The sequence below is a fragment of the Thermophilibacter sp. ZX-H3 genome, assembly GCF_052599055.1.
Genome location: NZ_JBQXES010000006.1, coordinates 1 through 25,729, shown reverse-complemented (window position 1 = coordinate 25,729; position 25,729 = coordinate 1). Strand labels below are relative to the sequence as shown.

At 67.9% G+C, this 25,729-nt stretch carries 21 protein-coding genes; 17 read left to right on the top strand and 4 right to left on the bottom strand.

Annotated features, from left to right (window positions below; all coding sequences use genetic code 11):
* Positions 1-24: 24 nt before the first annotated feature.
* Entirely contained in the window at positions 25-696 is a 672-nt protein-coding gene (locus ACULPM_RS03610) for a DUF3800 domain-containing protein (protein WP_445331670.1), read from the top strand.
* Between the two features lie 193 nt (positions 697-889).
* On the opposite strand, the gene ACULPM_RS03605 is transcribed toward ACULPM_RS03610, so the two are convergent.
* A complete protein-coding gene (locus tag ACULPM_RS03605; RefSeq protein ID WP_445331671.1) occupies positions 890-1,801 on the bottom strand; it encodes a PPK2 family polyphosphate kinase in 912 nt (303 codons plus the stop codon).
* A 366-nt stretch (positions 1,802-2,167) separates the two neighbouring features.
* Between ACULPM_RS03605 and ACULPM_RS03600 the strand changes: the two genes are divergently transcribed.
* The 4 genes from ACULPM_RS03600 (at position 2,168) to ACULPM_RS03585 (ending at position 6,581) form a co-directional block, all read left to right on the top strand.
* Positions 2,168-2,398 (top strand): FeoA family protein, encoded by a 231-nt coding sequence (locus ACULPM_RS03600; protein ID WP_445331672.1) that lies wholly within the window; start codon positions 2,168-2,170, stop codon positions 2,396-2,398.
* A 46-nt stretch (positions 2,399-2,444) separates the two neighbouring features.
* Positions 2,445-2,684 carry a FeoA family protein gene (locus ACULPM_RS03595; protein ID WP_445331673.1) on the top strand — a complete coding sequence of 80 codons (240 nt, stop codon included), beginning with the start codon at positions 2,445-2,447 and terminating at the stop codon, positions 2,682-2,684.
* Positions 2,685-2,836: 152 nt separating this feature from the next.
* Entirely contained in the window at positions 2,837-5,500 is a 2,664-nt protein-coding gene (gene feoB / locus ACULPM_RS03590; RefSeq protein WP_445331674.1) for a ferrous iron transporter B, read from the top strand.
* 271 nt (positions 5,501-5,771) lie between these two features.
* Positions 5,772-6,581, top strand: a complete 810-nt coding sequence (locus tag ACULPM_RS03585; RefSeq protein WP_445331675.1) for a ZIP family metal transporter — start codon at positions 5,772-5,774, stop codon at positions 6,579-6,581.
* Between the two features lie 467 nt (positions 6,582-7,048).
* Here the strand turns inward: ACULPM_RS03585 and gpmA are convergent, their stop codons facing one another.
* Positions 7,049-7,813, bottom strand: coding sequence for a 2,3-diphosphoglycerate-dependent phosphoglycerate mutase (gene gpmA / locus ACULPM_RS03580; RefSeq protein ID WP_075280621.1), 765 nt, complete (start codon positions 7,811-7,813; stop codon positions 7,049-7,051).
* A 129-nt stretch (positions 7,814-7,942) separates the two neighbouring features.
* Between gpmA and ACULPM_RS03575 the strand changes: the two genes are divergently transcribed.
* The 10 genes from ACULPM_RS03575 (at position 7,943) to ACULPM_RS03530 (ending at position 19,128) form a co-directional block, all read left to right on the top strand.
* Complete coding sequence (locus tag ACULPM_RS03575; protein ID WP_274958358.1) at positions 7,943-8,137, top strand: FeoB-associated Cys-rich membrane protein; 195 nt, start codon at positions 7,943-7,945, stop codon at positions 8,135-8,137.
* Between the two features lie 204 nt (positions 8,138-8,341).
* Positions 8,342-9,682 (top strand): glutamine synthetase family protein, encoded by a 1,341-nt coding sequence (locus ACULPM_RS03570; RefSeq protein ID WP_445331676.1) that lies wholly within the window; start codon positions 8,342-8,344, stop codon positions 9,680-9,682.
* A 275-nt stretch (positions 9,683-9,957) separates the two neighbouring features.
* Entirely contained in the window at positions 9,958-10,785 is an 828-nt protein-coding gene (locus ACULPM_RS03565; RefSeq protein ID WP_167930341.1) for an ABC transporter substrate-binding protein, read from the top strand.
* Between the two features lie 85 nt (positions 10,786-10,870).
* Complete coding sequence (locus ACULPM_RS03560) at positions 10,871-11,698, top strand: ABC transporter substrate-binding protein (protein ID WP_445331677.1); 828 nt, start codon at positions 10,871-10,873, stop codon at positions 11,696-11,698.
* Between the two features lie 113 nt (positions 11,699-11,811).
* Positions 11,812-13,185, top strand: coding sequence for an ABC transporter permease subunit (locus ACULPM_RS03555; RefSeq protein WP_445331678.1), 1,374 nt, complete (start codon positions 11,812-11,814; stop codon positions 13,183-13,185).
* Positions 13,175-14,035: an amino acid ABC transporter ATP-binding protein gene (locus tag ACULPM_RS03550; protein WP_445331679.1), complete on the top strand. Its 861-nt coding sequence runs from the start codon at positions 13,175-13,177 to the stop codon at positions 14,033-14,035. The genes ACULPM_RS03555 and ACULPM_RS03550 overlap by 11 nt, the downstream gene beginning before the upstream one ends.
* Positions 14,036-14,199: 164 nt before the next feature.
* Positions 14,200-14,874 carry a response regulator transcription factor gene (locus tag ACULPM_RS03545; RefSeq protein ID WP_167930338.1) on the top strand — a complete coding sequence of 225 codons (675 nt, stop codon included), beginning with the start codon at positions 14,200-14,202 and terminating at the stop codon, positions 14,872-14,874.
* Positions 14,875-15,128: 254 nt separating this feature from the next.
* Positions 15,129-16,610: a S1C family serine protease gene (locus ACULPM_RS03540; RefSeq protein WP_445331680.1), complete on the top strand. Its 1,482-nt coding sequence runs from the start codon at positions 15,129-15,131 to the stop codon at positions 16,608-16,610.
* A 146-nt stretch (positions 16,611-16,756) separates the two neighbouring features.
* Positions 16,757-18,502 carry a DUF2130 domain-containing protein gene (locus tag ACULPM_RS03535; protein WP_445331681.1) on the top strand — a complete coding sequence of 582 codons (1,746 nt, stop codon included), beginning with the start codon at positions 16,757-16,759 and terminating at the stop codon, positions 18,500-18,502.
* Positions 18,503-18,543: 41 nt separating this feature from the next.
* Positions 18,544-19,128, top strand: a complete 585-nt coding sequence (locus tag ACULPM_RS03530; protein ID WP_167930335.1) for a Crp/Fnr family transcriptional regulator — start codon at positions 18,544-18,546, stop codon at positions 19,126-19,128.
* A gap of 15 nt (positions 19,129-19,143) precedes the next feature.
* Here ACULPM_RS03530 and ACULPM_RS03525 read toward each other — a convergent pair whose 3' ends face one another.
* Complete coding sequence (locus ACULPM_RS03525) at positions 19,144-20,901, bottom strand: 1-deoxy-D-xylulose-5-phosphate synthase (protein ID WP_445331682.1); 1,758 nt, start codon at positions 20,899-20,901, stop codon at positions 19,144-19,146.
* 179 nt (positions 20,902-21,080) lie between these two features.
* Here ACULPM_RS03525 and ACULPM_RS03520 point away from each other — a divergent pair, with 179 nt between their 5' ends.
* Positions 21,081-21,941: a DegV family protein gene (locus tag ACULPM_RS03520; protein WP_167930333.1), complete on the top strand. Its 861-nt coding sequence runs from the start codon at positions 21,081-21,083 to the stop codon at positions 21,939-21,941.
* Between the two features lie 42 nt (positions 21,942-21,983).
* On the opposite strand, the gene ACULPM_RS03515 is transcribed toward ACULPM_RS03520, so the two are convergent.
* Positions 21,984-22,922: a D-2-hydroxyacid dehydrogenase gene (locus tag ACULPM_RS03515; protein WP_445331683.1), complete on the bottom strand. Its 939-nt coding sequence runs from the start codon at positions 22,920-22,922 to the stop codon at positions 21,984-21,986.
* Positions 22,923-23,274: 352 nt separating this feature from the next.
* On the opposite strand from ACULPM_RS03515, the gene feoB (ACULPM_RS03510) reads away from it, so the two are divergent.
* The gene (gene feoB / locus ACULPM_RS03510) at positions 23,275-25,629 is read left to right on the top strand and encodes a ferrous iron transport protein B (RefSeq protein WP_445331684.1); all 2,355 of its coding nucleotides are present in this window, start codon (positions 23,275-23,277) and stop codon (positions 25,627-25,629) included.
* The last annotated feature ends 100 nt before the right edge of the window (positions 25,630-25,729 follow it).

The following is a 25,729-nucleotide window of genomic DNA, read 5'->3' as shown; positions in this document are numbered from 1 at the left end:
TTTAATATCGCGAGGCGGTGGAAGGTGGGGGAGCTCTCGGTATTCGTTGACGAGTCGGGCGACTTGGGCGGTGAGTCCAAGTACTATATCCTTGCGCTTGTCTTTCATGACCAAGCAGATGATCTTGGGCGAACGATTCGCCTCTATGAGGGCGATCTGGCTGTCCGAAGGCTTGAAGACGTCCCTCTACACCTCAGCCCCCTGCTTCGGGGTAACGATGACTATGCCACGATGGAGCCAAAGCGTCGTGCTGCCTATCTTGCCAGCTTTAGCACCTTCGTTCAGCACTCTCCCTTCACCTACCACGTGTTTGTGTACCGCAAGAGCGAGTTTCGCGACCGTGCCTCGCTCGGCGCCAGAATGAGGCGCGACCTCGTCGAGTTCCTCTTTGACCACTTCGAGCGCCTCCAGGGGTTTGACCTGGTGAAGATCTACTATGACGATGGCCAGACGCTCGTGACGCGCGCGCTGCACGACGGATTTGAGTACGCGCTCGCCCGCGAGGCGGTCATCTATCGCGACGCGCGGCCTGACGAGTATCGCATGCTGCAGGTCGCCGACTACGCCTGCGGCGTGGAGCTGGCGGCGCTGAGGTACGACGCGCACGAGGAGAACGCGACGGACCGGCTCTTCTTCGGCACGCGCCGCGACTTCGTGAAGACGTTCCTGAGGAAGCTCCGCAAGCACCTGCTGTAGGGATCGAGCCCGCGGTGAGTCCGTTCTTCTCGCCAATGACGTGAGTGACGGGTTTTGGACAGACTGCTTTCTGAGTGACGCGTTCTGGCTGGATGGACACCTGATCTGAGGCCCGTTTGGTCAGAGTGCGTCACTCGCCGAGTCGCTCGCATGAGTCGCTCGCGCGCGGTGCCCGCCGCCATGTTCTTCTCGTCTACTCGTCGACGTCCGCCGCGGGGCCGTCCACGAGCGCGGCACGGCACTCGTCGAGCCGGTCGAGCGACGTGCGCGGCAGCTCGGGGTAGCGCGGGTCCATGTCCTCCAGCACCCGGAGCAGCGCCTCGGACACCAGCGTGCGCGCGACCCACTTCTGGTCCGCGGGGATGACGAGCCAGGGCGCTCGCCGGGTGGCGGTGCCGTTGACCATCTCCTCGTAGGCGCGCTGGTACTCGTCCCACTCCATGCGCTCGGCAAGGTCGCTCTCTGAGAACTTCCAGTTCTTGGCCTCGTCGTCGATGCGCTCGAGGAAGCGCTCGCGCTGCTTGTCCGCGCTCACGTTGAGGAAGATCTTCACCACGCGGTTGCCCGTGCGCCAGAGGTATCGCTCGAAGCCGCGGATGTCCTCGTAGCGCTCCTCAAAGTAGCGCTTCTCGCTCATGTCCGTGCAGCGACGGGGCAGCTGGTAGTCACGCCAGAGCCCGTGGACGCGCACGACGAGGCACTCCTCGTAGTAGGAGCGGTTGAACACGGCGATCTTGCCGCGCTCCGGCAGCGCGGAGAAGCTCCGCCAGAGGAAGCCGTGCGCCCGGTCCACGCTGGTTGGCTGCTTGAAGCTGCGCACGTCTATGCCCGTGGGGTTGATGCCTCCGAGCACGTGGCGGATCGTGGAGTCCTTGCCGGCGGCGTCCATGGCCTGCAGAATCACGATGAGGCTCTCGCGCGCCTCGGCGTAGAGGCGGTCCTGCAGCCCCTCGATGCGTGCCTTGTTGCGCTCGAGCTGCGCCTCGTACGCGGGGCGCTCGTCGGCGTCAACCTTTAGCGTGGTGGGGAAGTCCTCCAGGTGGAAGTCCTTCTCGTCCGTGACGACGAAGTCGCTGACGTCACGCATGCCCTTTCCCGCCCCCATGCTGCCTCCTCGTCGCGCCCGCCCGTGCCCGTTCCTGTATATGTTCCCCATTTCCGCTGCGGTGCTGGGCGGGAGTCGGGGGGTGGGCGCTGCTGGCGGCTGGGGCGGCTGGGCTGGCTGGGCTGAGCGGGCGGGGTTGAGTGACTCGTTTCGACCGGATGGGGTCTCGTTTGAGGCCTCGTTTGGCCGAAACGGGTCACTCAGCCAGGGCGGGCCGCCCCGTTTGGCCGAAACGGGTCACTCAGCCAGGCGATCTCCCGAAAAAGTCACCGTTGTGTAACTCAATCGGTGAACGGTGGTTGCGTCCCCGCGAGTTAGACGTATATTACTCATGTCCTGTTTACTAGAGCTAACTTAGGGGGCAAGATGGCGGCGTCTCAGCTTCCGCTGGCGATGGTGGGCCCGGACGAGAGGGCCCGCGTGGCCGGCGTGCGCGGCGGCGCAGACCTGCGGCAGCACCTGGCGGAGCTCGGCTTTGTGGAGGGCTCCGAGGTCAAGGTCATCTCGCGCGCCGCGGGCGACGTCATCGTGTTCGTGAAGGGCGCGCGCCTGGCGCTCAACCGCTCGATGGCGAGCCGCATAACCGTGACACTGTGACGAGGGGGGACCGTCCCGCTTCGTCATTGGGGAGAAAGGAAGGTAGATGGCAACTCTGAAGGACGTGAAGGTGGGGGAGAGCGCGACGGTGACCAGGCTCACGGGCACCGGGGCCCTCAAGCGCCGCATCATGGACATGGGGCTCACCAAGGGGACGCGCATCCACGTGCGCAAGGTGGCGCCGCTCGGCGACCCGCTCGAGCTCACGGTGCGCGGATACGAGCTCTCGATCCGCAAGGACGAAGCGGCGAGCGTCGAGGTCTCCGAGGTCTCGCGGGGCGAGTAGGGCGAGAAGGGCGAGAAGGGCGTCGGGCGTGCCAAATAAACCTGACGCCAGTGGCACGGCCGGGAGCGGCCGTTTTTCTCGCCCATCAAGTTAACTAAGTCTAACAATTGTCACCGTGCAAGTAGCAAATAGGTAACTCTGAAAGGCAGGACATGGCTGAGATCACGATCGGTCTCGCAGGCAACCCAAACTGCGGCAAGACCACGCTGTTCAACGAGCTCACCGGCTCCAACGGGTACGTGGGCAACTGGCCCGGCGTCACCGTTGAGAAGAAGCAGGCGACCTGGCGCGCGGACCGCGACGTCACCTTCGTCGACCTGCCCGGCATCTACTCGCTCTCCCCGTACACGCCCGAGGAGGTCGTCTCGCGCGACTACCTGGTGAACGAGCGGCCGGACGCCGTGATCGACCTCGTCGACGCCACCAACCTCGAGCGCAACCTCTATCTCACCACGCAGCTCCTGGAGGCGGGGCGCCCCGTCGTGGTGGGTCTCAACATGTGCGACCTGCTCAAGGAGAAGGGCGACGTCATCGACGCCGCCGCGCTCTCGGAGCGCCTGGGCGCGCCGGTCGTGGAGGTCTCCGCGCTGCGCAACACCAACCTCGACGAGCTGGTGGGCAAGGCCGTGGCCGCCGGGCGCGCGGGCAAGGTCCAGCCCGGGGCGCGCTGCTTCTCCCCCGAGGTCGAGGAGGCGCTCGGCAAGATCGCGGAGATCGTCTCCGGCAGCTGCGACGCCAACCTCGTGCGCTGGTACTCGATCAAGGTCTTCGAGCGCGACGCCGAGGCGGTGAAGGCCCTGCACCTCTCGCCCGCACAGCTCGGCCAGGCCGAGCGGGCCATCAAGGCCGTGGAGACGTCCCGCGACGACGACGCGGAGTCCATCATCACCTCCGACCGCTATGACTGGATCGCGGACGTCATGGGCGCGTGCGTCAAGAGGGCGCCCAAGCGGCTCAGCATGTCCGAGAAGATCGACCGCGTGGTGACCAACCGCGTGCTTGGCCTGCCGATCTTCGTGGCCGTGATGTTCGTCGTGTACTTCATCGCGGTGTCCACGGTGGGAACGTGGGGCACCGACTGGGCCAACGACGGCGTCTTCGGCGACGGCTGGCTCTGGAACCCGTCCGACCAGGCCGCCTACGAGGAGGCGACCGAGGAGTACGACGCCAACTACTATGGCGACAAGATCGACGGCTTCCTGGCCGCCGCCGAGGCCGACGGCCTTGATACCGCAGGCGTGAGCGCCGCCGTCGGGGCCTTGGCCGAGGACCCGGAGGACACCGACGCGCAGGCCGTGGTGAGCGCCTTCGCCGCCGAGGCCGAGGCTGCGGGCGTCACGGCCGTCGACGTGCCGATGCACGACGGCGACGGCAACTTCATCGACGCGGACGACGAGGTGGTCACGCGCATCGACGCGGAGGGCAACCCCGTCCTCGCCGAGGGCCAGGAGCTGGCCGTCATCGACTCCGTGAGCGCCGCCGACTTCGAGGAGGCCGCGCTCGCGCAGGGCGAGGCCCCGGCCATGGAGGACTACGGCAGCTTCGTGCCGTCGATCCCCTCCGTCATCGAGGGCTGGCTCGTGGCGGCCGGCGCCTCAGACTTCGTGCAGGCGCTCGTTCTCGACGGCATCGTCGCCGGCGTGGGCGCGGTGCTCGGGTTCATCCCGCAGATGCTCGTGCTCTTCGTCATGCTGTGCTTCCTCGAGGACTGCGGCTACATGAGTCGCGTGGCCTTCGTCATGGACCGCGTGTTCCGCCGCTTCGGCCTCTCCGGCAAGAGCTTCATCCCCATGCTCATCTCGTCCGGCTGCGGCGTCCCCGGCGTCATGGCCACCAAGACCATCGAGAACGAGAAGGACCGTCGCATGACGGCGATGCTCACCACCATGATCCCGTGCGGCGCCAAGACCCCGATCATCGCGCTCGTGATGGGCGTCCTTATCGGCGGCTCCGACGCCTGGTGGGTGGCGCCGATGTTCTACTTCCTCGGCCTTGCCGCGATCGTCGTCTCCGCGCTCATGCTGAAGAAGACGCGCATGTTCGCGGGCGACCCCGCGCCGTTTGTGATGGAGCTCCCCGACTATCACCTGCCCACCCTCAAGAGCTGGTGGCTGCACGTGTGGGAGCGCATCTCCGCGTACCTCAAGAAGGCCACGACGATCATCTTCGCCGCGTCCGTGGTGGTGTGGTTCCTGCTCGAGTTCGGCTTCGCCAACTGGGAGGGCGGCAACGGGGCCTTCGGCTTCATGTCGCTCATGGAGGGCGCGCCCGAGTACTACACCGACTACTCCCTGCTCGCGATCGTGGGCAACGCCGTCGCCTGGATCTTCGCCCCGCTCGGTGCCGACACCTGGCAGGCCGCGGCGGCGTCGATCAACGCCCTCATCGCCAAGGAGAACCTCGTCTCCACCTTCGGCGTGATCTACGGCATCGGCGACGCCACCGAGAACTCCGTGACCATGTGGAGCGGCTTCGCCGGCATGTTCACCGACGCCTCGGGCATCCTGCACGTCGGCGCCATGTGCGCGTTCGTGGCGTTCAACATGCTCGACGCCCCGTGCTTCGCCGCCATCGGCACCATCCGCAGGCAGATGGACTCGCCGAAGTGGTTCTGGTTCGCGATCGGCTATCAGTGCGTCTTCGCCTGGGTCGTGGGCCTGATCATCAACCAGCTCTGGGAGCTCTTCGCGCTGGGGAACTTCGGCGTGTGGACGGTGGTCGCGTTCGCGCTGCTCGCGGGCATGATCTTCCAGATCGTGCGCCCGATGCCGCGCGACGAGCAGCCTGACGAGAAGGTCCTCGCCCAGCTCGCGTAGCGTGCAAAGGGGACAGGCACTTTTGCACATGTTGGCGCGCCGCCGGTTCTTCTCGCCGGCGGCGCGCCCGTTTTGCGCCCCGCGGAGGCTCACTGGGCCGCGTGCGAGCCGATTGTCGGTGGTTTTTGGGCTCCCATGCGAGTCTCGGACTTGCCCGAACTGGATAACCGCTGGTAAATAAATGGTACTAGTTTAGTAGTACTTAGGGGTATCCTGTAAAAGCACAGACAATCGGCTCGCCTGCCCCCAGGGTGGGCTCGAGGAGGCACATATGGTCGACAACATACCTCAGGCGCTCGCGTGGGCGGCGCTCGGCTGCGGCTTCACTTGGCTCATGACCACGGTCGGGTCCGCCGTCGTGTTCTTCTTCCGCTCCGAACGCAAGAACATGCATCACATCTTCCTCGGCTTTGCCGCCGGCGTCATGGTGGCGGCGAGCGTGTGGTCGCTGCTCAACCCGGCGATCGAGCAGGCGGAGGGGCTCGGCGTCCCCGGCTGGCTTCCGGCCGCGGGCGGCTTCCTTTTGGGCGTTGCCTTCCTCATGGCGCTCGACACCTTCCTGCCGCACCTCCACGCGGACTCCGACGAGCCGGAGGGCATACGGTCTGACTGGAAGCGCACGACGCTGCTCGTGTCCGCGGTGACGCTCCACAACATCCCCGAGGGGATGTCCGTGGGCCTGCTCTTTGCCATGGCGGCGCAGACCGCCGGAGCGGCGGGGGAGGCCTACCTCGGCATGGCCATGGCGCTCGCCATCGGCATCGGCCTGCAGAACTTCCCGGAGGGCGCGGCCATCTCGCTGCCCCTGGCCCGGGAGGGCATGAGCCGCGGGCGCGCCTTCGTGATGGGCAGCCTCTCCGGCATCGTCGAGCCGGTCTTCGGCGTGCTCGTGGTGCTCGCGAGCGGCTGGATCAGCCCGTACATGCCGTGGCTCCTGGCGTTTGCCGCCGGCGCGATGGTCTACGTGGTGGTGGAGGAGCTCATCCCCGAGTCGCATCTCGGCGAGCACTCCAACGTGGGCACGCTTGGCTTCATCGTGGGCTTCGTCCTGATGATGGTGCTCGACGTCGCGCTGGGGTAGCTGATAGTAAACCATAGCTTACTTATGGAGAACCTGTGATATTGCCCTATCTGCGATAGGAATTAGCCTGAGTTAACTTATTCTAACCATGCGCCGAGAAGAACAGCGACTCACATCGGCGCCAGCGAGTTTAACCCTGCCCGAGCGGCGGATCCTCTCCCCGCCGCAGAGGCCAGCCTACGCGCCACCTGCCAACCCCCTCTATGGCAGGTGGCGCCTTTGCGCTCCGGGGTCCGGCACCCCCTCGCCGCCGTGATTAACGCGCACTCGCGCACGAGTTCTAAAGTGTCAACTGGGCAAACGCGAGAAGAACCGTGCACGAGTGCGCGTTAATCGAGCCACTCTTTCCCTGCCGGTCTGTGACCCGCGTCCTCACGAAAAGGCCCCGCCCCTTGCGGAGCAGAGCCTTCCGCGAAGCGCAGCTCTGCGTGCAAGGGACGGGGCCTTTTCGTGAGGACGAACGCTACTTACTTCTTGGCCTTGCCCTGGTTGGCGACGGCGTTGATCTTGGCCTCGATGGTGGCGGGGTCGCCGATGTAGTGCTTGTCGACGACGTTCCAGTCCTTGTCGAAGGTGTAGGCGCACGGCACGCCGGTCGGGATGTTGACCTCGAGGATCTCCTCGGGGGTCAGCTTCTCGAACTGCATGACGAGGGCGCGCAGGCTGTTGCCGTGGGCGGCGATCAGCACGCGCTTGCCGGCCTCCATCTGCGGCTTGATCTCGGCCTCAAAGTACGGCCAGGCGCGGGCGATGGTGTCCTTGAGGCACTCGGTGTAGGGGAGGTCCTCCTTGGGCACGTCGCGGAACATCTCGAGGACGTGCGGGTCGCGCTCGTCGCCGGGCTCGAGGGCGGGCGGGCAGACGTCGAAGGAGCGACGCCAGATCTTGACCTGGTCCTCGCCGTGCTCGGCGGCGGCGTCGGCCTTGTTCAGGCCCTGGAGGGCGCCGTAGTGGCGCTCGTTGAGCTGCCAGGCCTTGTGGACGGGAAGCCAGTTGCGGTCGAGCTCGTCGAGCACGCAGTTAAGCGTGTGGATCGCGCGCTTGAGCAGCGACGTGTAGCAGACGTCGAAGTCGTAGCCGGCCTCCTTGAGGGCCTTGCCGCCCGCGTGGGCCTCCTCGCGACCGGTGTCGGTGAGGTCAACGTCGGTCCAGCCGGTGAAGAGGTTGAGCTTGTTCCACTCGGACTCGCCGTGGCGGACGATGACGAGCTGCATGGTCTGATCGTCGTTCATTGGAGACACGTCCCTTCTGATGCAAAGTTTGTGCGACCGCGGCCGCCTTGCCCCTCTAGTATGACGCAGATGGGTATAGTTGCCTTTGGTTAACAACAAACTTTTCTCCTCTTTTCGGAGGTTGGTCGCATGGGGCTCGTCGACGTCGTCATCATCGCCGCGATCGCGGTCCTTCTCGCCCTGGCGCTGCGGTCTATCAGAAGGTCGGGTGGCGAGTGCTCGAGCTGCGGCAGCAGGGGCTCGTGCTCCGCGCACGCCACGGGCGCGCCCTGCCCGGCCGCCCAGGACATGCTCAGGAACGTCGAGAAGAACCTCGGCAAGTAGCCGTGCCACCGGCGTCAGGCTTATTTGGCGTGCCACCGGCGTCAGGTTTATTTGGCACGCGCGTGCCGCGTGCCAAATAAACCTGACGCCGGTGGCACGCCAAATAAACCTGACGCCAGCGGCATTAACAGGCGCGAAACACGCGTGTGAGAACCTATCGCTGAATAATGAGTAGCCCTGCCGGTCAACCGGAAAGGAAACCGCATGAGCAGCGAGAAGGACATCGACTTCGTTCTCCGGACCGTCGAGAAGCGCGACATCCGCTTCGTGAGGCTGTGGTTCGCCGACGTGCTCGGCAACCTCAAGTCGTTCGCGATCTCCCCCGAGGAGCTCGAGGAGGCCTTCGAGGAGGGCATCGGCTTCGACGGGTCGGCCGTCGACGGCTTCGCCTCGCTCGAGGAGTCGGACATGCTCGCCTTCCCCGACCCGGACACCTTCGCTCTTCTGCCGTGGCGCCCCTCGGAGTCCGGCGTCGCGCGCGTCTTCTGTGACGTGTACACCCCGTCGCGCGAGCCCTTCGAGGGCGACCCGCGCCGTTGCCTCAAGAAGGTCTTCCAGGCGGCCGAGGAGCGGGGCTACGTGCCCAACGTCGGCCCCAAGATGGAGTACTTCTACTTTGACAACGACCTCGACCCGGTGCCGCTCGACAACGCGGGCTACTTCGACCTCACGCCCATGGACACGGCCAACGACCTGCGCCGCCAGACCACGCTGACGCTCGAGAAGATGTCCATCCCGGTGCAGTACTCCTATCACGCCGCCGGCCCGTCCCAAAACGGCGTGGAGCTGCGCTTCACCGAGGCCGTGAGCTGCGCGGACAACATCATGACGGCGCGCCTCGTCATCAAGCAGGAGGCCTCCGCCCAGGGCATGTACGCCTCGTTCATGCCCAAGCCCATCACCAACGTGCCCGGATCCGCGATGTTCCTCTACCAGTCGCTGCTCGACCACGACGGCGAGAACCTCTTCTGGGGCCCCAAGGAGTTCCACGAGGCGCACCTCTCCGAGGTCGCCCAGCACTACATCGCCGGCATCCTCAAGTACGCGCCCGAGTTCACGCTGGTCACCAACCCCACGGTGAACTCCTACAAGCGCTTCATCTCCACGGGCGAGGTGCCCACGCACGCCACATGGGGCCGCAAGAACCGCGCCGCGCTCGTGCGCGTGCCCACGCACAAGCCGGGCAAGCACATCGCCACCCGCGTCGAGCTGCGCAGCCCCGACCCCACGGCGAACCCCTACCTGGCCCTCGCGGTGACCATCGCCGCCGGCCTCAAGGGCATCGAGGAGGGGCTGCCGCTCCCCGAGGAGGCCACGAGCGAGATGCTCGCCCTCTCGGACCGCGAGCTCGCCGCCCGCGGGATTGCCCGCCTGCCGCGCACGCTCGGCGAGGCCGTCGACCGCTTCGAGTCCTCCGAGCTCATGCGCGCCGTGCTCGGCGACCACATCTTCGACTACCTGGTCCGCGAGAAGCGCGCCGAGTGGTACGAGTACTGCACCGCCGTCACCGACTGGGAGCGCGAGCACTACTACGGGGGATTCTAGGCTCGCGCGGAGCGCTGGCGAGAAGAACGACGACGCGCGGCGCCGTCCGGGGATCTCCGGGCGGCGCCGTTCTTCTCGCCACCCCTTGCGCCGCAGCTATCCCCATACGTGTCAATCTTGTTAAGAAACCTGGTGAGAAGGACCTCTTCAGGCGAGTTGAACCAAACTGAGTCTTTGGCGACGGACGGGGCATGCGCCCTGACACGGGAAGACCCGTGCCACCGTCGGGAAAGGGCGTGACCACGCGCCGAAGCATTGGGGGAAGGAAACCCACCATGAAGCTCTCCAGCCGGATTGCGGGCGGCCTCGCGGTTGCCTGCGCGTTAGCCGTGACTATCGCGGGATGCAGCGGGGGAGGGCAGACCAGCACCCCAGCAGATGACTCCGCGGACGCCGCCGCCTACACCCTCGTCGAGGACGGCAAGATCATCGTCGCGTCCGACCTCGCCAACGCGCCGCTCGACTTCGTCGACGAGAAGACCGGCGAGGCCCAGGGCTTTGAGATCGACCTCATCAACGCCGTCGCCGACAAGCTCGGCCTCGAGTGCGAGGTCCTGCCCGCCATGAAGTTCGACACCATCGTCCCGCTCATCGAGCAGGGCGGCAAGGCCGACGTGGGCGTCTCCAACATCACGATCACGGACGAGCGCTGGGAGCAGGTCGACTTCACCGACTCCTACATGGACTCCAACCAGGGTCTCGTGACGCTCGCGAGCGCGGGCGACGTGACCGAGGAGTCCCTCAACGTCGAGGGCACCAAGATTGCCGTCCAGGCCGGCACGACCGGAGCCTCCTGGGCCGAGGAGAACCTGCCCAACGCCGAGGTCGTGGCGCTCGACGACCCGGTCGTGGCCGTGACGGGCGTGCAAACCGGGCTCTACGCCGCCGCCGTGGCGGACCTGCCCGTGATGACCTACCTCTGCTCCAACTCGTTCACCGACTGCCAGGTGGCCATCGAGATCCCCACCGGCGAGCAGTACGGCATCGCCGTCAACAAGGACAACCCCGGCCTCACCGAGGCCATCAACGGCGCCCTGGCCGAGCTCGAGGAGGAGGGCTACATCTCCGAGCTCGAGGTCAAGTGGCTCGGCGCCGAGCTCTAGCAGTAAGCGTGCAAAAGGGACAGGCACTTTTGCACGCTTTGCACCGCAACAGGCACTTTTGCACATCACAATGGGAGGAAATGAAATGTCCAGCATGACCCGCCGCAACTTCTTCGCAACCCTCGGCGCCGCCGGCGCCCTCGCCCTCGCCGGCTGCAACGGCTCCGACCAGCCCGCCGAGACCGACGACGCCCAGACCACCGACGAGGCCTCCTACACTCTCGTGAAGGAGGGCGTGCTCACCAACGTGGCTGAGCTCGGCTTCGCCCCGTTCGAGTACATCGACGACGAGGGCACGACCGTGGGCTTTGACGTGGACCTCTCCAACGCAATCGCCGAGAAGATGGGCCTCACCTGCGAGTGGCTGCCCAACCAGGCCTTCGACACGCTCGTCCCCACCATCAAGCAGGGCGGCAAGGCCGACATCTCCATCGCCGGCATGACGATCAGCGACGAGCGCCTCGAGCAGGTCGACTTCTCCGACCCCTATCTGAACTCCAACCAGGGCATCGTGGCCGCCGCCGGCTCCGACCTCAACTCCGAGAGCCTCAACGCCGAGGGCATGCAGGTCGCCTGCCAGACCGGCACCACCGGTGACGAGTGGATCTCCGAGAACCTGCCCAACGCCACCAAGGTGCCGCTTGCCGACGTCACGGCCGCCCTCATGGGCATCTCCACGGGCCTCTACAACGCCATGGTCATCGACCTGCCCGTCGCCCAGAACATGATCGCCGAGTCCTTCTCCGACCTCGAGGTCGTCGAGGAGATCCCCACCGGCGAGCAGTACGGCATCGCCGTCTCCAAGGACAACCCCGGCCTGCTCGCGGCCATCAACGACGCCCTCGCGGCCATCGAGGAGGACGGCACGATGGACGAGATCAAGCAGAAGTGGTTCGGCACCACCGAGATCTAAGCGAGAAGAACCTGCGGCGGCCGTGCAAAGGGGACAGTCACTTTTGCACGGTCGCCGCAGCGACACCGTGCAAAAGTGACTGTCCCCTTTGCACGCCTGGAAACGGAGGAAGCATGCAGCATAGACGGGGGGCGCTTCTCGTTGCCCTCGCCCTGGCGCTCACGGGCGTCTTCGCGACGGCGGCACCGCAGCCCGCTCAGGCGCTCACCACCGAGAAGGCCACCGCGCGCCCCAACGAGGACGGCGGCGACGGCGTCATCGGCGGCATGGACACGCGCCTCACCTGGGAGGGCACGGTCGAGCCCGGCGAGGAGGTCACCTCGGTCACGCTGACCCTCCCCGAGGGCGCGACGTTCGACGGCTCCACGACGCGCATCACCGCCCTCGAGGGCCTCACGCGCATGGACGTGACCGGCGAGGCCGTCCCGTCTGGCAGCTCCATCACGGTGACCTTCGACCAGGCCATTCCCGAGGGGTCGCTCCTGCGCCTCGAGATCACCAACATGCAGTTCCCCGCCGAGGGCGGGGAGTGCGTCGTCTCCGGCACCTACGAGAGCGCCGGCGCCACGCACGGGCTCGCGGACTCTGCGCCCATCGCCACGATCGCCAACACCCCGCTCCAGAGCCTCGTCAACTGGCTCGACGAGCAGCCGTGGGTGGAGGCCTGGAACTCCAACCAGTTCCTCGGCATGTTCCTCAAGCCCCAGCTGCTCGTGACGTCCTTCTCGTCCCTCGCGCCGGGCTGGCTGCTCTGCCTGGGCATCGTGGTGGCCGCCTACCCGTTTGCCATCGCGCTCGGCCTGCTCTTCGCCATGCTCAAGATCTCCAAGTGGCGGATCCTGCGCGCCATCGCCGTGGTCTACATCAACGTGCTGCGCGGCACGCCGCTCTTCCTGCAGATCTACATCATGTTCTTCGGCCTGCCGATGCTCAACATCAACATCGACAACAACCTGCTGGGCATCATCGTCATGGCCATCAACTCCTCGGCCTACCTCGCCGAGATCTTCCGCGCGGGCATCCAGTCCATCCCGCAGGGCCAGTACGAGGCCGCGAGCTCGCTCGGCATGAACTACGTGCAGACGATGTTCTCCATCATCCTGCCGCAGACCGTGCGCCGCGTGATCCCCACGGTGACGAGCGACTTCATCACCGCCTTCAAGGACACCTCGCTGCTCTCCTCGGTGGGCGTCATGGAGCTCATGATGTTCTCCAAGAACCTCACCACCGTCACGGGCAACATCACGCCGTACGTGGCCGCCGGCATCTTCTACCTCATCGTCACGCTGCCGCTGATCAAGGTCGTGGGCATCGTCGAGGAGAACATCGCCCGCTCCGAGCGTGGCGGCGGCCCGCGCCCCAAGCGCCGCGCCGACGTGGCCGACAACGCCGACGAGCTCGTGGAGAAGAGCGTCGAGAAGGACGTCGAGAAGGACGCCCCCTCCGCCCCCGTCGCCCAGATCAAGGAGGTCGCGAATGCCTGCTAAGCACCACCGCCGCGTGGCCATCGACGTCCCGCCCGCGCTGCCGGCGGACGAGGCCGCGCGCATCGCCTACGCGCACGACCAGGGCCTCACGAGCCACCACTTCACGCCCGGCGAGCACCCCATCGTGCGCATCGAGCACCTCAACAAGAGCTTCGACGACACGCTGGTCCTGAAGGACGTGAACCTCAACGTCTGGCCCGGCGAGGTCGTCGTGGTGCTCGGCCCCTCGGGCTCGGGCAAGTCCACGATGCTGCGTTGCATCAACCTCCTCGAGCGCCCGAGCGCGGGCCACATCCTCATCGAGGACGAGGAGATCACCAACAAGAGCACGGCCGAGGTCAACCGCCTGCGCCGCGACGTGGGCATGGTCTTCCAGCAGTTCAACCTCTTCCCGCACCTCACGGCCAAGGAGAACGTCATGATCGGCCAGACGAAGGTGCTCAAGAAGAGCAAGGAGGAGGCCGAGGCCGAGGCGCTCAAGCAGCTCGCCGCCGTCGGGCTCGCCGACCGCGCGGACTTCAAGCCCACGCAGCTCTCCGGCGGCCAGCAGCAGCGCGTCGCCATCGCGCGCGCCGTGGCCATGCACCCCAACGTGCTCCTCTTCGACGAGCCCACCTCGGCGCTCGACCCCGAGCTCGTCCGCGGCGTCCTCGACGTCATGCGCGACCTCGCGGAGAACTCCGGCATGACGATGATCGTGGTCACGCACGAGATGGGCTTCGCGCGCGACGTGGCCGACCGCGTGGTATTTATGGAGGACGGCTACGTGGTCGAGCAGGGCCTGCCCGAGAAGGTCTTCGACCACCCCGAGAACGCCCGCACGGCCGAGTTCCTCGGCAGCATCAACTAGCTGCGGCTCGTTTGAAACATAGCGTTTCCGGCTCGTTAAGCGACGTTTCAGAATGGTCACTGAGCTGCGGCGCGTTTACGAAGTTCTGACATCGCCCCCGTCGAACGCGGGGGCGATGTGCTAATCTTTTCAAATACATGTGCTCAATTTCGGGAGGCCTGAGGATGCACCACAAGAACATCCTGCTCGTATCTGCAACCACGCGGCTGCACGACCGCATGCGCGAGCTCTCCCACGCCATCGACGTCTCCATCGCCCTCGCGAGCGAGGAGACCTTCTCGCAGGCGGTCTCGTCCGGCCACGAGTTCGACCTCGTCATCCTGGACGGCGAGGGCATGAGCCAGGACATCCTGAACGCCGTGGACGCCTTCGTTGCGGAGAACGGCTTCATCCCGATGCTCCTCGTCCAGGACCCCGACAAGCTCGCCACGCTGCGCATGCCCATGCAGGGGAAGAACGACTTCATCCTCTCCACGGCTGGCGTCGCCGAGCTCGAGGTCCGCTGCACCCTGCTGCTCTGGCCCGGCGAGGAGTCCGCGCCGGCCGACATCGTCACCGTGGACAACATGACGATCAACCTCGCCACCTACCAGGTCTACATCGACGACAAGCCCGTCGACCTCACCCTCATGGAGTACTCGCTGCTGTCCTTCCTGGCCACGCATCCCTCGCGCGCCTACTCGCGCGAGACCCTGCTGCACCGCGTCTGGGGCTTCGAGTACTGCGGCGGCACGCGCACCGTCGACGTCCACATCCGCCGCGTCCGCTCCAAGGTGGGCCCGCAGGTGGCGAGCCACATCGTCACCATCCGCGGCGTGGGCTACCTCTTCCGTATCTAGAGCCCTCCCGGGCCCGTCGGCCCCTCGGCGAGAAGGACGCGAGCGGCGCGAGAAGGACCTGCGACTCGGCGGTCCCCTCGCACCCGTCGTTCTTCTCGCTGCCTTGTGACCTGCGTTTTCAGGAAGCGGAAAGCATCATGCCGCCCCGATGATGCGCGCCCGGGCGGTGTATGCGCCCCCTTCGGCGGGGTACATTCGACAGCGGACACAAAGACGCGCCCCGAACGCACGGGGCCAGACGAGAGAGGGAAGACATGAGCGACTATCCGTATGGCGCGCAGACCCCGCAGAACCCGCAGACCCCGCAGAGCCCCTACCAGCAGCCCGCCGACCAGCAGCCCACGCAGGCCCAGCCCACCCAGCAGCGGCCGCCCTTCCCGGGCGCCCACAGCGCGCAGGGCGCCTCCTCACAGGGGGCGCAGTACCAGGCGCAGCCCGGGCAGACGCAGCGCCAGACGCCGCCCCAGCCCGAGCCGAGCGCGCCCCAGCCGCCCGCGGCGCCCGAGTTCGGGGCCGAGAAGAGGCAGCGTCCCGGCCTGAGGGCGGTGCTCGCCGGCCTCCTTGGCGGCGTCCTTGGCGCGGCGGCGCTCACGGGCGTGCTCGTGGGCACGGGCGTGGTGGGAACGGGCGGCGGGACCGCCTCGACCGGGACCTCGCAGTCCATCACCATCGACCCCTCCGACGAGGACACCACCGTCGCCAACGCGGTCGCGGCGAAGACCCTGCCCTCCGTGGTGACCGTCTACAGCACCTACGCCAACGGCGAGGGCATGGGCTCGGGCGTCATCTACGACACCAACGGCAACGTCATCACCAACAACCACGTCATCGAGGACGCCGAGTCCATCAGCGTCACCCTCAACGGCCAGAGCTACGACGCCACCCTCGTGGGCACCGACGCCTCGAGCGACCTCGCGGTCCTGCACGTGGACTTCGGCGACACCGAGGTCACGCCGATGGAGATCGGCGACTCCTCGGAGCTCCAGGTCGGCGACTGGGTGATGAGCGTGGGCAGCCCCTTCGGCCTTGAGAACTCCGTCTCGCAGGGCATCGTCTCGGCGCTCTCGCGCAGCACCCTCATGGAGGGCGCCTCCGGCAACACGCTCTATACCAACCTCATCCAGACCGACGCCACGATCAACCCGGGCAACTCCGGCGGCGCGCTCGTGAACGCCGAGGGCCAGCTCGTGGGCATCTGCACGCTCTACTCGTCCGACACGCAGAGCTTCGCCGGCATCGGCTACGCCATCCCGAGCGACTACGCCACGGAGGTGGCCGACAAGATCATCGCGGGGGAGACCGTGACGCACGCCTACATCGGCCTCTCCATGCAGACCGTGAACGCCCAGAACGCCTTTAGGAACAACCTCGCGGTCAACCAGGGCGCCTACGTGGTCGAGGTCGCGGCGGGCGGCCCGGCCGAGGCGGCGGGCATCCAGGAGGGCGACGTCATCACCAAGATCGGCGACGACGCCATCTCGTCCGCGGACGCCGCCATCCTCGCCGTGCGCTCCCACAGCATCGGCGAGACCGTCAAGGTTACCGTCATGCGCGGCAGCGAGGAGCTGACCCTCGACGTGACGCTCGGATCCGACGAGTCCCTCCAGCAGGAGCAGGAGGAGCAGGGCGACCAGACCGTCAACGTCAACGGCCAGGAGGTCACGATCGACGACCTCATCGACCTCTATCAGCAGTACCAGCAGGAGCAGCAGATGAGCCCCTTCGGCGGCAGGTAGCCTGACGGGGGGACAGGGTCGACTGACAGGCTCTCGGGGGCCCGCGGCGCGCGTCGCGGGCCCCGTTCTTCTCGCTTTTCCATCCACGGCCATTTCTGTCCGGCGGTACGGGTACCCTAGGGAGCAGGAGAAGAACGGGAGGGACCATGGCAGAGATCAGATGCCCGCACTGCGGCGAGGTGTTCCAGGTCGACGAGACCGAGTACGCGCAGATCGTGCGCCAGGTGCGAGACGCGGAGTTCACGCGCGAGCTCAAGGCTCGCGAGCAGATGGCGGAGCGCGAGCGCGCGAGCGCCGTGGAGGCCGCCGTCGCCCAGGCGCGCCAGGAGGCGCGGGAGCTCGCCGCGCGCGAGCGCGAGGAGCTGCAGGGGAGGCTCGCCAAGGAGCTTGCCGGGGCGCGCGACGCCTCGGCCAAGAAGGACGAGGAGCTTGTCCGCCTGCGCGCCGAGATAGAGAAGGGCGCGGACGCCGTCGAGCTCGCCCGCGCGGCGGTGGAGCGCGAGCTCACCCAGGCGATCGCCGAGCGGGACCAGAAGATCGCCGAGCAGCAGCGCGCCCTGCTCGAGGCCGGCGCGGCCCAGGAGCGCGCGCTCAGCGAGGCGGCCACGAAGGGCGCCTCGGAGCTCGCCGAGCGCGACCGTCGCGTCGCCGAGCTCGAGGCGCAGCTCAAGGCCCGCGAGTCCGCCTTTGCCACCGAGAAGGCACTTGCGGTGAGCGAGGCCACGGACGCCCAGGAGAGGCGCATCGCCGAGCTCGAGGGAGACCTGCGCGCGGCCAGGCTGGAGCAGGAGCGCCGCGTCTCCGAGCTCGAGGCCCAGATCAAGGCCCGCGAGTCCGCCTTCGTGACGGAGAAGGCCCTCGCCGTCACGCAGGCCACCGGCGAGCAGGGCGAGCGCCTTGCCGCCCTCGAGGGAGACCTGCGGGCGGCCAAGCTCGAGCGCGAGCAGGTCGAGGCGTCGCTGCGCCAGCAGATGGCCGAGCAGGAGCGCTTCAAGGACCAGACGATCCGCGACCGCGAGGACGAGATCGAGCGCCTGCGCAACCAGCGTGCGCGCCTGTCCACCAAGCTCATCGGCGAGACGCTCGAGCAGCACTGCGAGATGGAGTTCAACCGCTGGCGCTCGCTGGGCTTCCGCGGCGCCGAGTTCCACAAGGACAACGAGGTCGTGGGCGGCTCGAAGGGAGACTACGTCTTCCGCGAGGTCGACGACGAGGGCGTCGAGGTCGTCTCCATCATGTTCGAGATGAAGAACGAGGACGACGCCTCGGCCGCTACGAGCCGTCACAGGAACTCCGACTTCTTCAAGAAGCTCGACCAGGACCGACGCAACAAAAACTGCGAGTACGCGGTGCTCGTCTCGATGCTCGAGCCCGAGAGCGAGCTCTACAACTCCGGCATCGTGGACGTGTCCTACGAGTACGAGAAGATGTACGTCATCCGCCCGCAGTTCTTCATCCCCATGATCACGCTGCTGAGAAACGCGGCGGAGAACGCGCACGCCTACCGGCGCGAGCTCGCCGAGGTGCGCCAGCAGAACATCGACGTCACCAACTTCGAGAACGCGCTCGAGAAGTTCAAGGACGGCTTTGGAAAGAACTACGCGACGGCGAGCAAGAAGTTCGGGGACGCCATCGAGGAGATCGACAAGGCCATCGCGCGCCTCCAGAAGGTTAAGGAGGACCTGACCTCCTCGGAGCGGCAGCTGCGCTACGCCAACGACAAGGCGGAGGCGCTGACCATCCGCAAGCTCACCTTCAAGAACCCGACGATGCGCGAGAAGTTCAACGAGGCCCGCGCCGCCCGGGAGGAGGCTGACGCACGGGCGGCCGATTCGGCCGCTGAGCAGGGAGGGGCGGCATCCGAGGCCGTCGAGCCGGACGACGTGGAGTAAACTGAAAGCTCATAGACTCAACCTGGGGAGGAGGCCAGGGGATGGATTGCCGAGCCTTTTTCAGGGACGTCGTCAAGGTGAGCGACGAGGAGCTCCTCGACGTCCTGTCGCATAACGCCACGCACCGCGAGCTCTTCAAGGGGGACTGCGTGGTCCGCTCCGGGGAGCTGCAGACCGAGGTCGGGTTTCTCGTTCGCGGCATTGTGAGAAGCTTCTCCGTCGACGCGGACGGCCACGACATCACCGACTGCATCCTGTTCATGCCGGGGTCCGTGCTCGTGCCGAGCGTGGAGCTCGAGGGGCCCTCGTCCGCGACCGTCGAGATGCTCTCGGACGGCGAGGTGGTCTGCCTGGACATCGCCCTCATCAAGGGGCTCCTCGAGACCAGCCTGCCGGCGAACCACCTCTTCATCCGCATCGTCTGCGAGGCGTGGCACATGCACTGGGAGACGCGGCGCGTGGTGTCGCAGCTCCGCTCGCGCGACCGCTACCTGTGGTTCCTCAGGCGCTATCCCGGCATCGTGGGCAAGATCCCCAACCGCTTCGTGGCGTCGCTGCTCGGCATGACGCCCGTGACGCTCTCGCGCCTGCGCACGGAGCTGAGAAACGAGGGCGTGGTCCAGTAGGGGTTACGGGGACGCCTACGCGCCGAGGAGGGCGCGCACGTCCGCGGCGATGCCCTCCGCGGTCATCCCGCAGCTCTCGAGCAGCGTGGCGGGGTCGTAGCGGTCCGCGAAGGCGCGCGGCAGCCCGTAGCAGCGCACGCGCACGTCGTCGCAGGAGAGGGCGCGTGCCACGCGCTCGCCGAAGCCGCCGTCGAGGATGCCGTCCTCGATCGTGACGACGACGTCGTGGCCGGCCGCGAGCCGTCCCAGCAGCTCCTCGTCGATCGTCGTGGCGAGGCGGGGGTTGACGAGGGTGGCGCCTATGCCGCATGCCGCGAGCATGTCGGCGACCTGCTCGCCGAGGGGGAAGAGGTCCCCGAGGGCGAGCAGCGCGACGCCCGAGCCCCTCCGCACGACCTCGGCGCCACGCGCGTAGTCCCCCGCGGGGCGCGAGAAGCCCGGGCGCGACGTCGCGCCCGTCACCGGGACGCGGATGGCGACGGGGCCCTCCGCGCGGTCGAGCGCCCATGAGAGCATGTCGAGGTACTCCTCGGGGCAGGTGGGCGCGAGGTAGGGCAGGCCCGGCATGGCGCCGAGCATGGGGATGTCGAAGAAGCCGAGGTGCGTGGCGTCGGTGGTGCCGAAGGCGGACGCGCCGAAGACAAGGATGACGGCGCGCGCCGCGTTGAGGCAGAGGTCGTGCCACAGCTCGTCATAGGCGCGCTGCAGGAAGGTCGAGTAGATGCCGAGCACGGGGGTGGCGCCCGCGCGGGCGAGCCCCGTCACGTACGTCACTGCGTGCTCCTCGGCAATCCCCACGTCCACGAACTGGCGGCCGGCCTGGGCGCGCAGCTCGGGCGTGAAGCCCATGATGTAGGGGGTCGCCGCGTTCACGGCGACGAGGCCCGGGTCGCCCGCCATGCGCCCCATGAGGAAGGAGGCCGTGATCTGGGCGTAGTCCGGGCCGCCTCCCTGGCCCAGCGGGGAGCCCGAGGAGAGGTCGAACGGGGCGGCGTGGTGCCAGCCCTCGGGGTCCTCGAGGGCGGGGGCGTAGCCGTGGCCCTTCTCGGTGTGGACGTGCAGCACGACGGGGTGGTCGACGTCCGCGAGCTCGGCGAGCGCCGCCTCGAGCGCCTGCTCGTCGTGGCCGTCCTCGAGGTAGCGGTAGTCCAGCCCGAGCGCGGTGAAGGGGTTGCGCGGCGAGGCGCCGCCCGTGGCGCGCAGCTCGGCGAGCGCGCCGTAGACGCCGCCGTGGTTGGGCGCGATCGACCACTCGTTGTCGTTCACGACGATGATGAGGCCGCTCGTGAGGGAGGCGGCGTTGTCGAGCCCCTCGAAGGCGAGCCCGCCGGAGAGCGAGCCGTCGCCGATGACCGCCACCACCGCGTACTTCTCGCCAGCGAGCTCGCGCGCGGAGACGAGGCCGCAGGCGAGGCTCACCGAGGTCGAGGTGTGCCCCATCGCAAACAGGTCGTGCTCGGACTCCCCGGGGCTCGAGAAGCCCGAGACGTCCTCGTAGCGCGCCGGGTCGAGAAACGCGGCGGCGCGTCCGGTGAGCATCTTGTGCGGGTAGGTCTGGTGCGAGACGTCGAAGACGATCTTGTCGCGCGGGCTCTCGAAGACGCGGTGCAGCGCCACGGTGAGCTCGACGACCGAGAGGTTCGGCCCCACGTGCCCGCCCACCACGGCGGAGCTCTCCAGGATGGCGGAGCGGATCTCTTCGCAGAGGGGGCCGAGCGCCTCGGCGGGCAGGGCGCGCAGGTCCTCGGGGGAGCCGATGCGCTCAAGATACATGATGCCCCCTCCCATCCGCGTTCGACCGTGCCAGAGGTTTCTAGGTTCTCATATTTTGATGCCAGAGTTGTGTCGCGCCTGCGGAAAACTGCGGGACGGGAGGGTTTTCGCGGCCCTTGGCCCCGACGTGCCCGAACGACTAAAATGTGCATACTACTGCGCCGAGACGGGAGCTTGCCATGGCACACATCGTCATCACCGCCGAGACGGGCTGCGACGTCCCCGCCGCCGAGGCGGCCGAGCTGGGGGTCGAGCTCGTTCCCATGCACGTCACCGTGGGGAGCCGGACCATCGACGACGGGGAGATCTCCCCGGCCGAGATGCTGGAGCAGTGCCGCCAGCTCGGCGTGCTCCCCAAGACGAGCGGCTGCACCCCGCACGACTTCGAGGTGGCCTTCGACCGCATCCACGCCGAGCGTCCCGACGCGCAGATCCTGCACGTCGCCTACTCGGCCGCCACGACCTGCTCGCTCGAGTCCGCCCTCGCGGCGGCCGAGACGCGCGCCTACGTGACCGCCGTCGACACCCGCCACGTGACCATCGGCCAGGGGCTCGTCGTGCGCGAGGCGGCCCGCTGGGTGCGCGAGCACCCCGAGGCGGGCGTCGACGAGGCGCGCGCCTACGTCGAGGACCTCTCCGCGCGCGTGCGCATGGCGTTTCTCCCCGGCGACCTCGGCTACCTGCGCGCCGGCGGCCGCCTCTCCAACGTGGCGTTCCTGGGCGCCACCCTCCTCAAGATCAAGCCCGTCGTCGAGCTGCTCGAGGGCAAGCTCGTGGCCACCAAGAAGCTGCGCGGCTCCATGGCGGCGGCGTCCGTCCGCCTCGTCGACTACCTCGTGCTGCGCGAGGACTTCGACCCCGCCCGCATCGTCTTCGTGAAGTCGCCGGGCCTTCCCGACCAGGTGCGCGAGCTCGTGAGCGCGCACGCCCGCGAGCTGGGCTTCGCCGAGGTCGAGTGGTACGAGACCGGCGACGTCATCACGTCGCACTGCGGTCCCGGCGCCCTCGGCGTGGCGTTTGCCGTGAGGGCGCGGGCGTAGCCCCGGCGGCCACCGACCGGCGGGCCCCCCACCCCGGTGGGCCTAGCCGAGCTCCACGAGGTTGCGCGGCCGCTCGCCGCGCGCGAGCCGCCCCAGGTTCTCCGCCGCGATCCCCACGATGTTGTCCAGCGTGGCGGGCAGGTGGTACCAGCCCGAGACGTGCGGCGTCACGAGCGCGCCGGGCGCGTCCCAGAGCGGGTGGTCCGCGGGCAGCGGCTCGGGGTCCGTGACGTCGAGCGCCGCCCCGGCAATCTGGCCCGCCTCAAGCGCCGCGATAAGGTCGTCCGTCACCACGAGGTCCCCGCGCCCGCCGTTGACGAAGTACGACCCCTGCCGCATCGCCGAGAAGAACCGCGTGTCGGCGAGCCCCCTCGTCTCGGGCGTGCTCGGCAGGAACGACGCGACCACATCCGCCTGAGGCAGGAGCTCCGGGAGGCACGCCATCGGGGACACGGCCTCGAAGGGCGGCTCGGCCGGCCGGGACGAGCGCCGGACGCCCGTGACGCGCGCCCCGAGCGCCGCGCAGAGCGAGGCGAAGTGCGTCCCGATGTCGCCCGCGCCGAGCACGAGCACCCGCGCGCCGCGCAGGGTGGTCACGACGCCCTCGTCCGCCCAGCGGTGGGCGCGCTGGTCGTCGCGGTAGGCGGGGAGTCGCTTCATCAGCGAGAGCAGCATCGCGAGCATGTGCTCGGAGACGGCCTGGCCGTAGGCGCCCGAGGCCGAGGCGAGCATCGCCCCCTCGGGAAGCGTCCCGGCGGCGGCGTAGTTGTCGTACCCGGCGGAGTTGAGCTGCAGCAGGCGCAGGCGCGCCGCCTCGCCGAGCCGCTCGGGCGGGAGGTTGCCCACGATGACGTCCGCCCGCTCGACGGCATCCGCGGGTGCGTCGGACGTCGTGGCATAGGTGAAGCGCGCCCCGGGCGCGGCGGCCTCGAGCCGGGCGCGCTGGGCGTCATCCACGGGCAGCAGCACGAGCACGTTCATGGGGCTCCTCTCGCCTCGGCGCCGCGGGCGCACGTCCTTCTCGGTTCTTCTCGCCATTCTAGGCCATGGGGCGCTGGCCCCTCTCGAGTTTGCACGAGCAAACGACACGGGCTCCTCGGGCGCCTTCCCGCCGCGCGGCGCCCCCCCCACCGAGTTTGCACGAGCAAACGCCGCGCCACGTTCACGCCAAATTACAAGGCTGCTGGCATTTGCGCAGCTCAGAGGCTTGCTCGATTGTGCTGTTCCCGGAGCTCCTCTCGAGTTTGCACGAGCAAACGCGAAGGGGGCCGCGCCGGGGCGAGCGCACACGCTACAATGGCGTGCGAGTGGAGCTGCGAGGGGAGAAGCGCGCATGAACCTGGACGAGCTGGAGATCGGCAAGGACGCCGTGGTGGCGTCGGTGGACTGCGACGAGCCGTCGCTGCGCCAGCACATCCTGGACATGGGCCTCACGCCGGGCGTGGAGGTCACGCTCATGAAGCGCGCCCCCATGGGGGACCCGCTCGAGATCCGCCTGCGCGGCTACGAGCTCACCCTGCGCCGGGACGACGCCGCTCACATCGCGCTCACGCAGGTGCACGACATGCACGACGCCCCGCGCGGCCGCGAGCGCCTGGAGGCGGCCGTCCACCCCGCCATTGGCGAGAAGTACGCGCCGCGCGCGGCCGGCAAGGCCATCCCGGAGGGCCGTCCGCTCAAGCTGGCGCTGGCCGGCAACCAGAACTGCGGAAAGACCACGCTCTTCAACGCGCTCACGGGCTCCAACCAGCACGTGGGCAACTTCCCGGGCGTGACCGTGGACCGCAAGGACGGCCAGATCAAGGGCCACCCCGAGGCCACGGTCACGGACCTGCCGGGCATCTACTCGCTCAGCCCCTACACGAGCGAGGAGGTGGTGAGCCGCCGCTTCATCCTGGAGGACGACCCCGACGCGATCATCGACATCGTGGACGCCACCAACATCGAGCGCAACCTCTACCTCACGCTCCAGCTCATGGAGCTCGACCGGCCGATGGTGCTCGCCCTCAACATGATGGACGAGCTCACGGCCAACGGCGGCACGGTGAGCGTGAACCGCCTGGAGGCCGCGCTCGGCATCCCCGTGGTTCCCATCTCCGCCGCGCGCGAGGAGGGCATCTCCGAGCTCGTGGAGCACGTGCTGCACGTGGCGCGCTTCCGCGAGCACCCGGGCCGCGTGGACTTCTGCGCGGCGGACGGCCCCGACCACGGCGCCCTTCACCGCTGCATCCACGGCATCTGCCACATCATCGAGGACCACGCCGCCGCGGCCAGCCTCCCCGTGCGCTTTGCCGCGACCAAGCTCATCGAGGGCGACCAGCTCGTGATGCGCGCCCTGGGGCTGGACCAGAACGAGCTCGACGCCGTGGAGCACATCATCAGCCAGATGGAGGGCGAGTCCGGCCGCGACCGCATGGCGGCGCTCGCGGACATGCGCTTCTCGTTCATCGAGGGCGTCTGCGCCGAGTGCGTGGTCAAGCCGCACGAGAGCCGCGAGCACGCGCGCTCGGTGGCGGCCGACCGCATCCTCACGGGCAAGTACACGGCCATCCCGGTGTTCGTTGGGATCATGGCGCTCGTCTTCTGGCTCACCTTCGACGTGGTGGGCCAGCGGCTCTCCGACCTTCTCGCCGCCGGAATCGACTGGGTGACGGCGCAGGCGGACGCCGCGCTCACGGCCTTTGGGCTCAACCCGGTGGTGCACAGCCTCGTGATCGACGGCGTCTTTGCCGGCGTGGGCAGCGTGCTCTCCTTCCTGCCGATCATCGTGGTGCTCTTCATCCTGCTCTCGATCCTCGAGGACTCCGGCTACATGGCACGCGTGGCCTTTGTGATGGACAAGCTGCTGCGGCGCCTGGGCCTCTCCGGCCGCAGCTTCGTGCCAATGCTCATCGGCTTTGGCTGCTCGGTTCCCGCCATCATGGCCACGCGCACCCTGCCCTCCGAGCACGACCGCAAGATGACGGTCATGCTCACGCCGTTCATGAGCTGCTCGGCCAAGGTGCCGGTCTACGCGCTCTTCTCGGCCGCGTTCTTCCCGGAGTGCGCGCCGCTCGTGATGATCGCCCTCTACCTCATGGGCATCGTGGTGGGCATTCTCGTGGCGCTCGTGCTCAAGGGGACGGCCTTCAAGGGCGACCCGGTGCCCTTTGTGATGGAGCTCCCCAACTACCGCATGCCCGCGCCGCGCACCGTGGCGCGCCTGGCCTGGGACAAGGCCAAGGGCTTTGCCACCAAGGCGTTCACGATCATCTTCGTGGCGAGCGTGGTGATCTGGTTCCTGCAGACCTTCGACGTGCGGCTCAACGTGGTCGCCGACCAGTCGCAGAGCATGCTCGCGGCGCTGGGCGCCCTGCTGGCGCCGCTCTTCGCCCCGCTCGGCTTTGGCAACTGGCGTGCGGCGGCGGCACTCGCCGCGGGCTTCGGCGCCAAGGAGAACGTCGTGGCCACCCTCACCGTCCTCATGGGCGGGTCCACGGCGGGGCTGCCCGAGCTCTTCTCGCCGCTCACGGCGTTTGCGTTCCTGACGTTCACGCTGCTCTACACGCCGTGCGTGGCTGCCGTCTCCGCGGTGAAGGCTGAGCTTGGGACGCGCATGATGTGGGCCGTGGTCGCCATGCAGTGCGGCGTGGCGTGGGTCGTGGCGCTCGCCGTGCGCCTGGTGGGGACGGCGCTCGGTCTGGGGTAGCTACCGCCGTGCCACTGGCGTCAGGCTTATTTGGCGTGCCGCTGGGCCACTGGCGTCAGGTTTGTTTGGCACACGGGACATGTGTGCCAAACAAACCTGA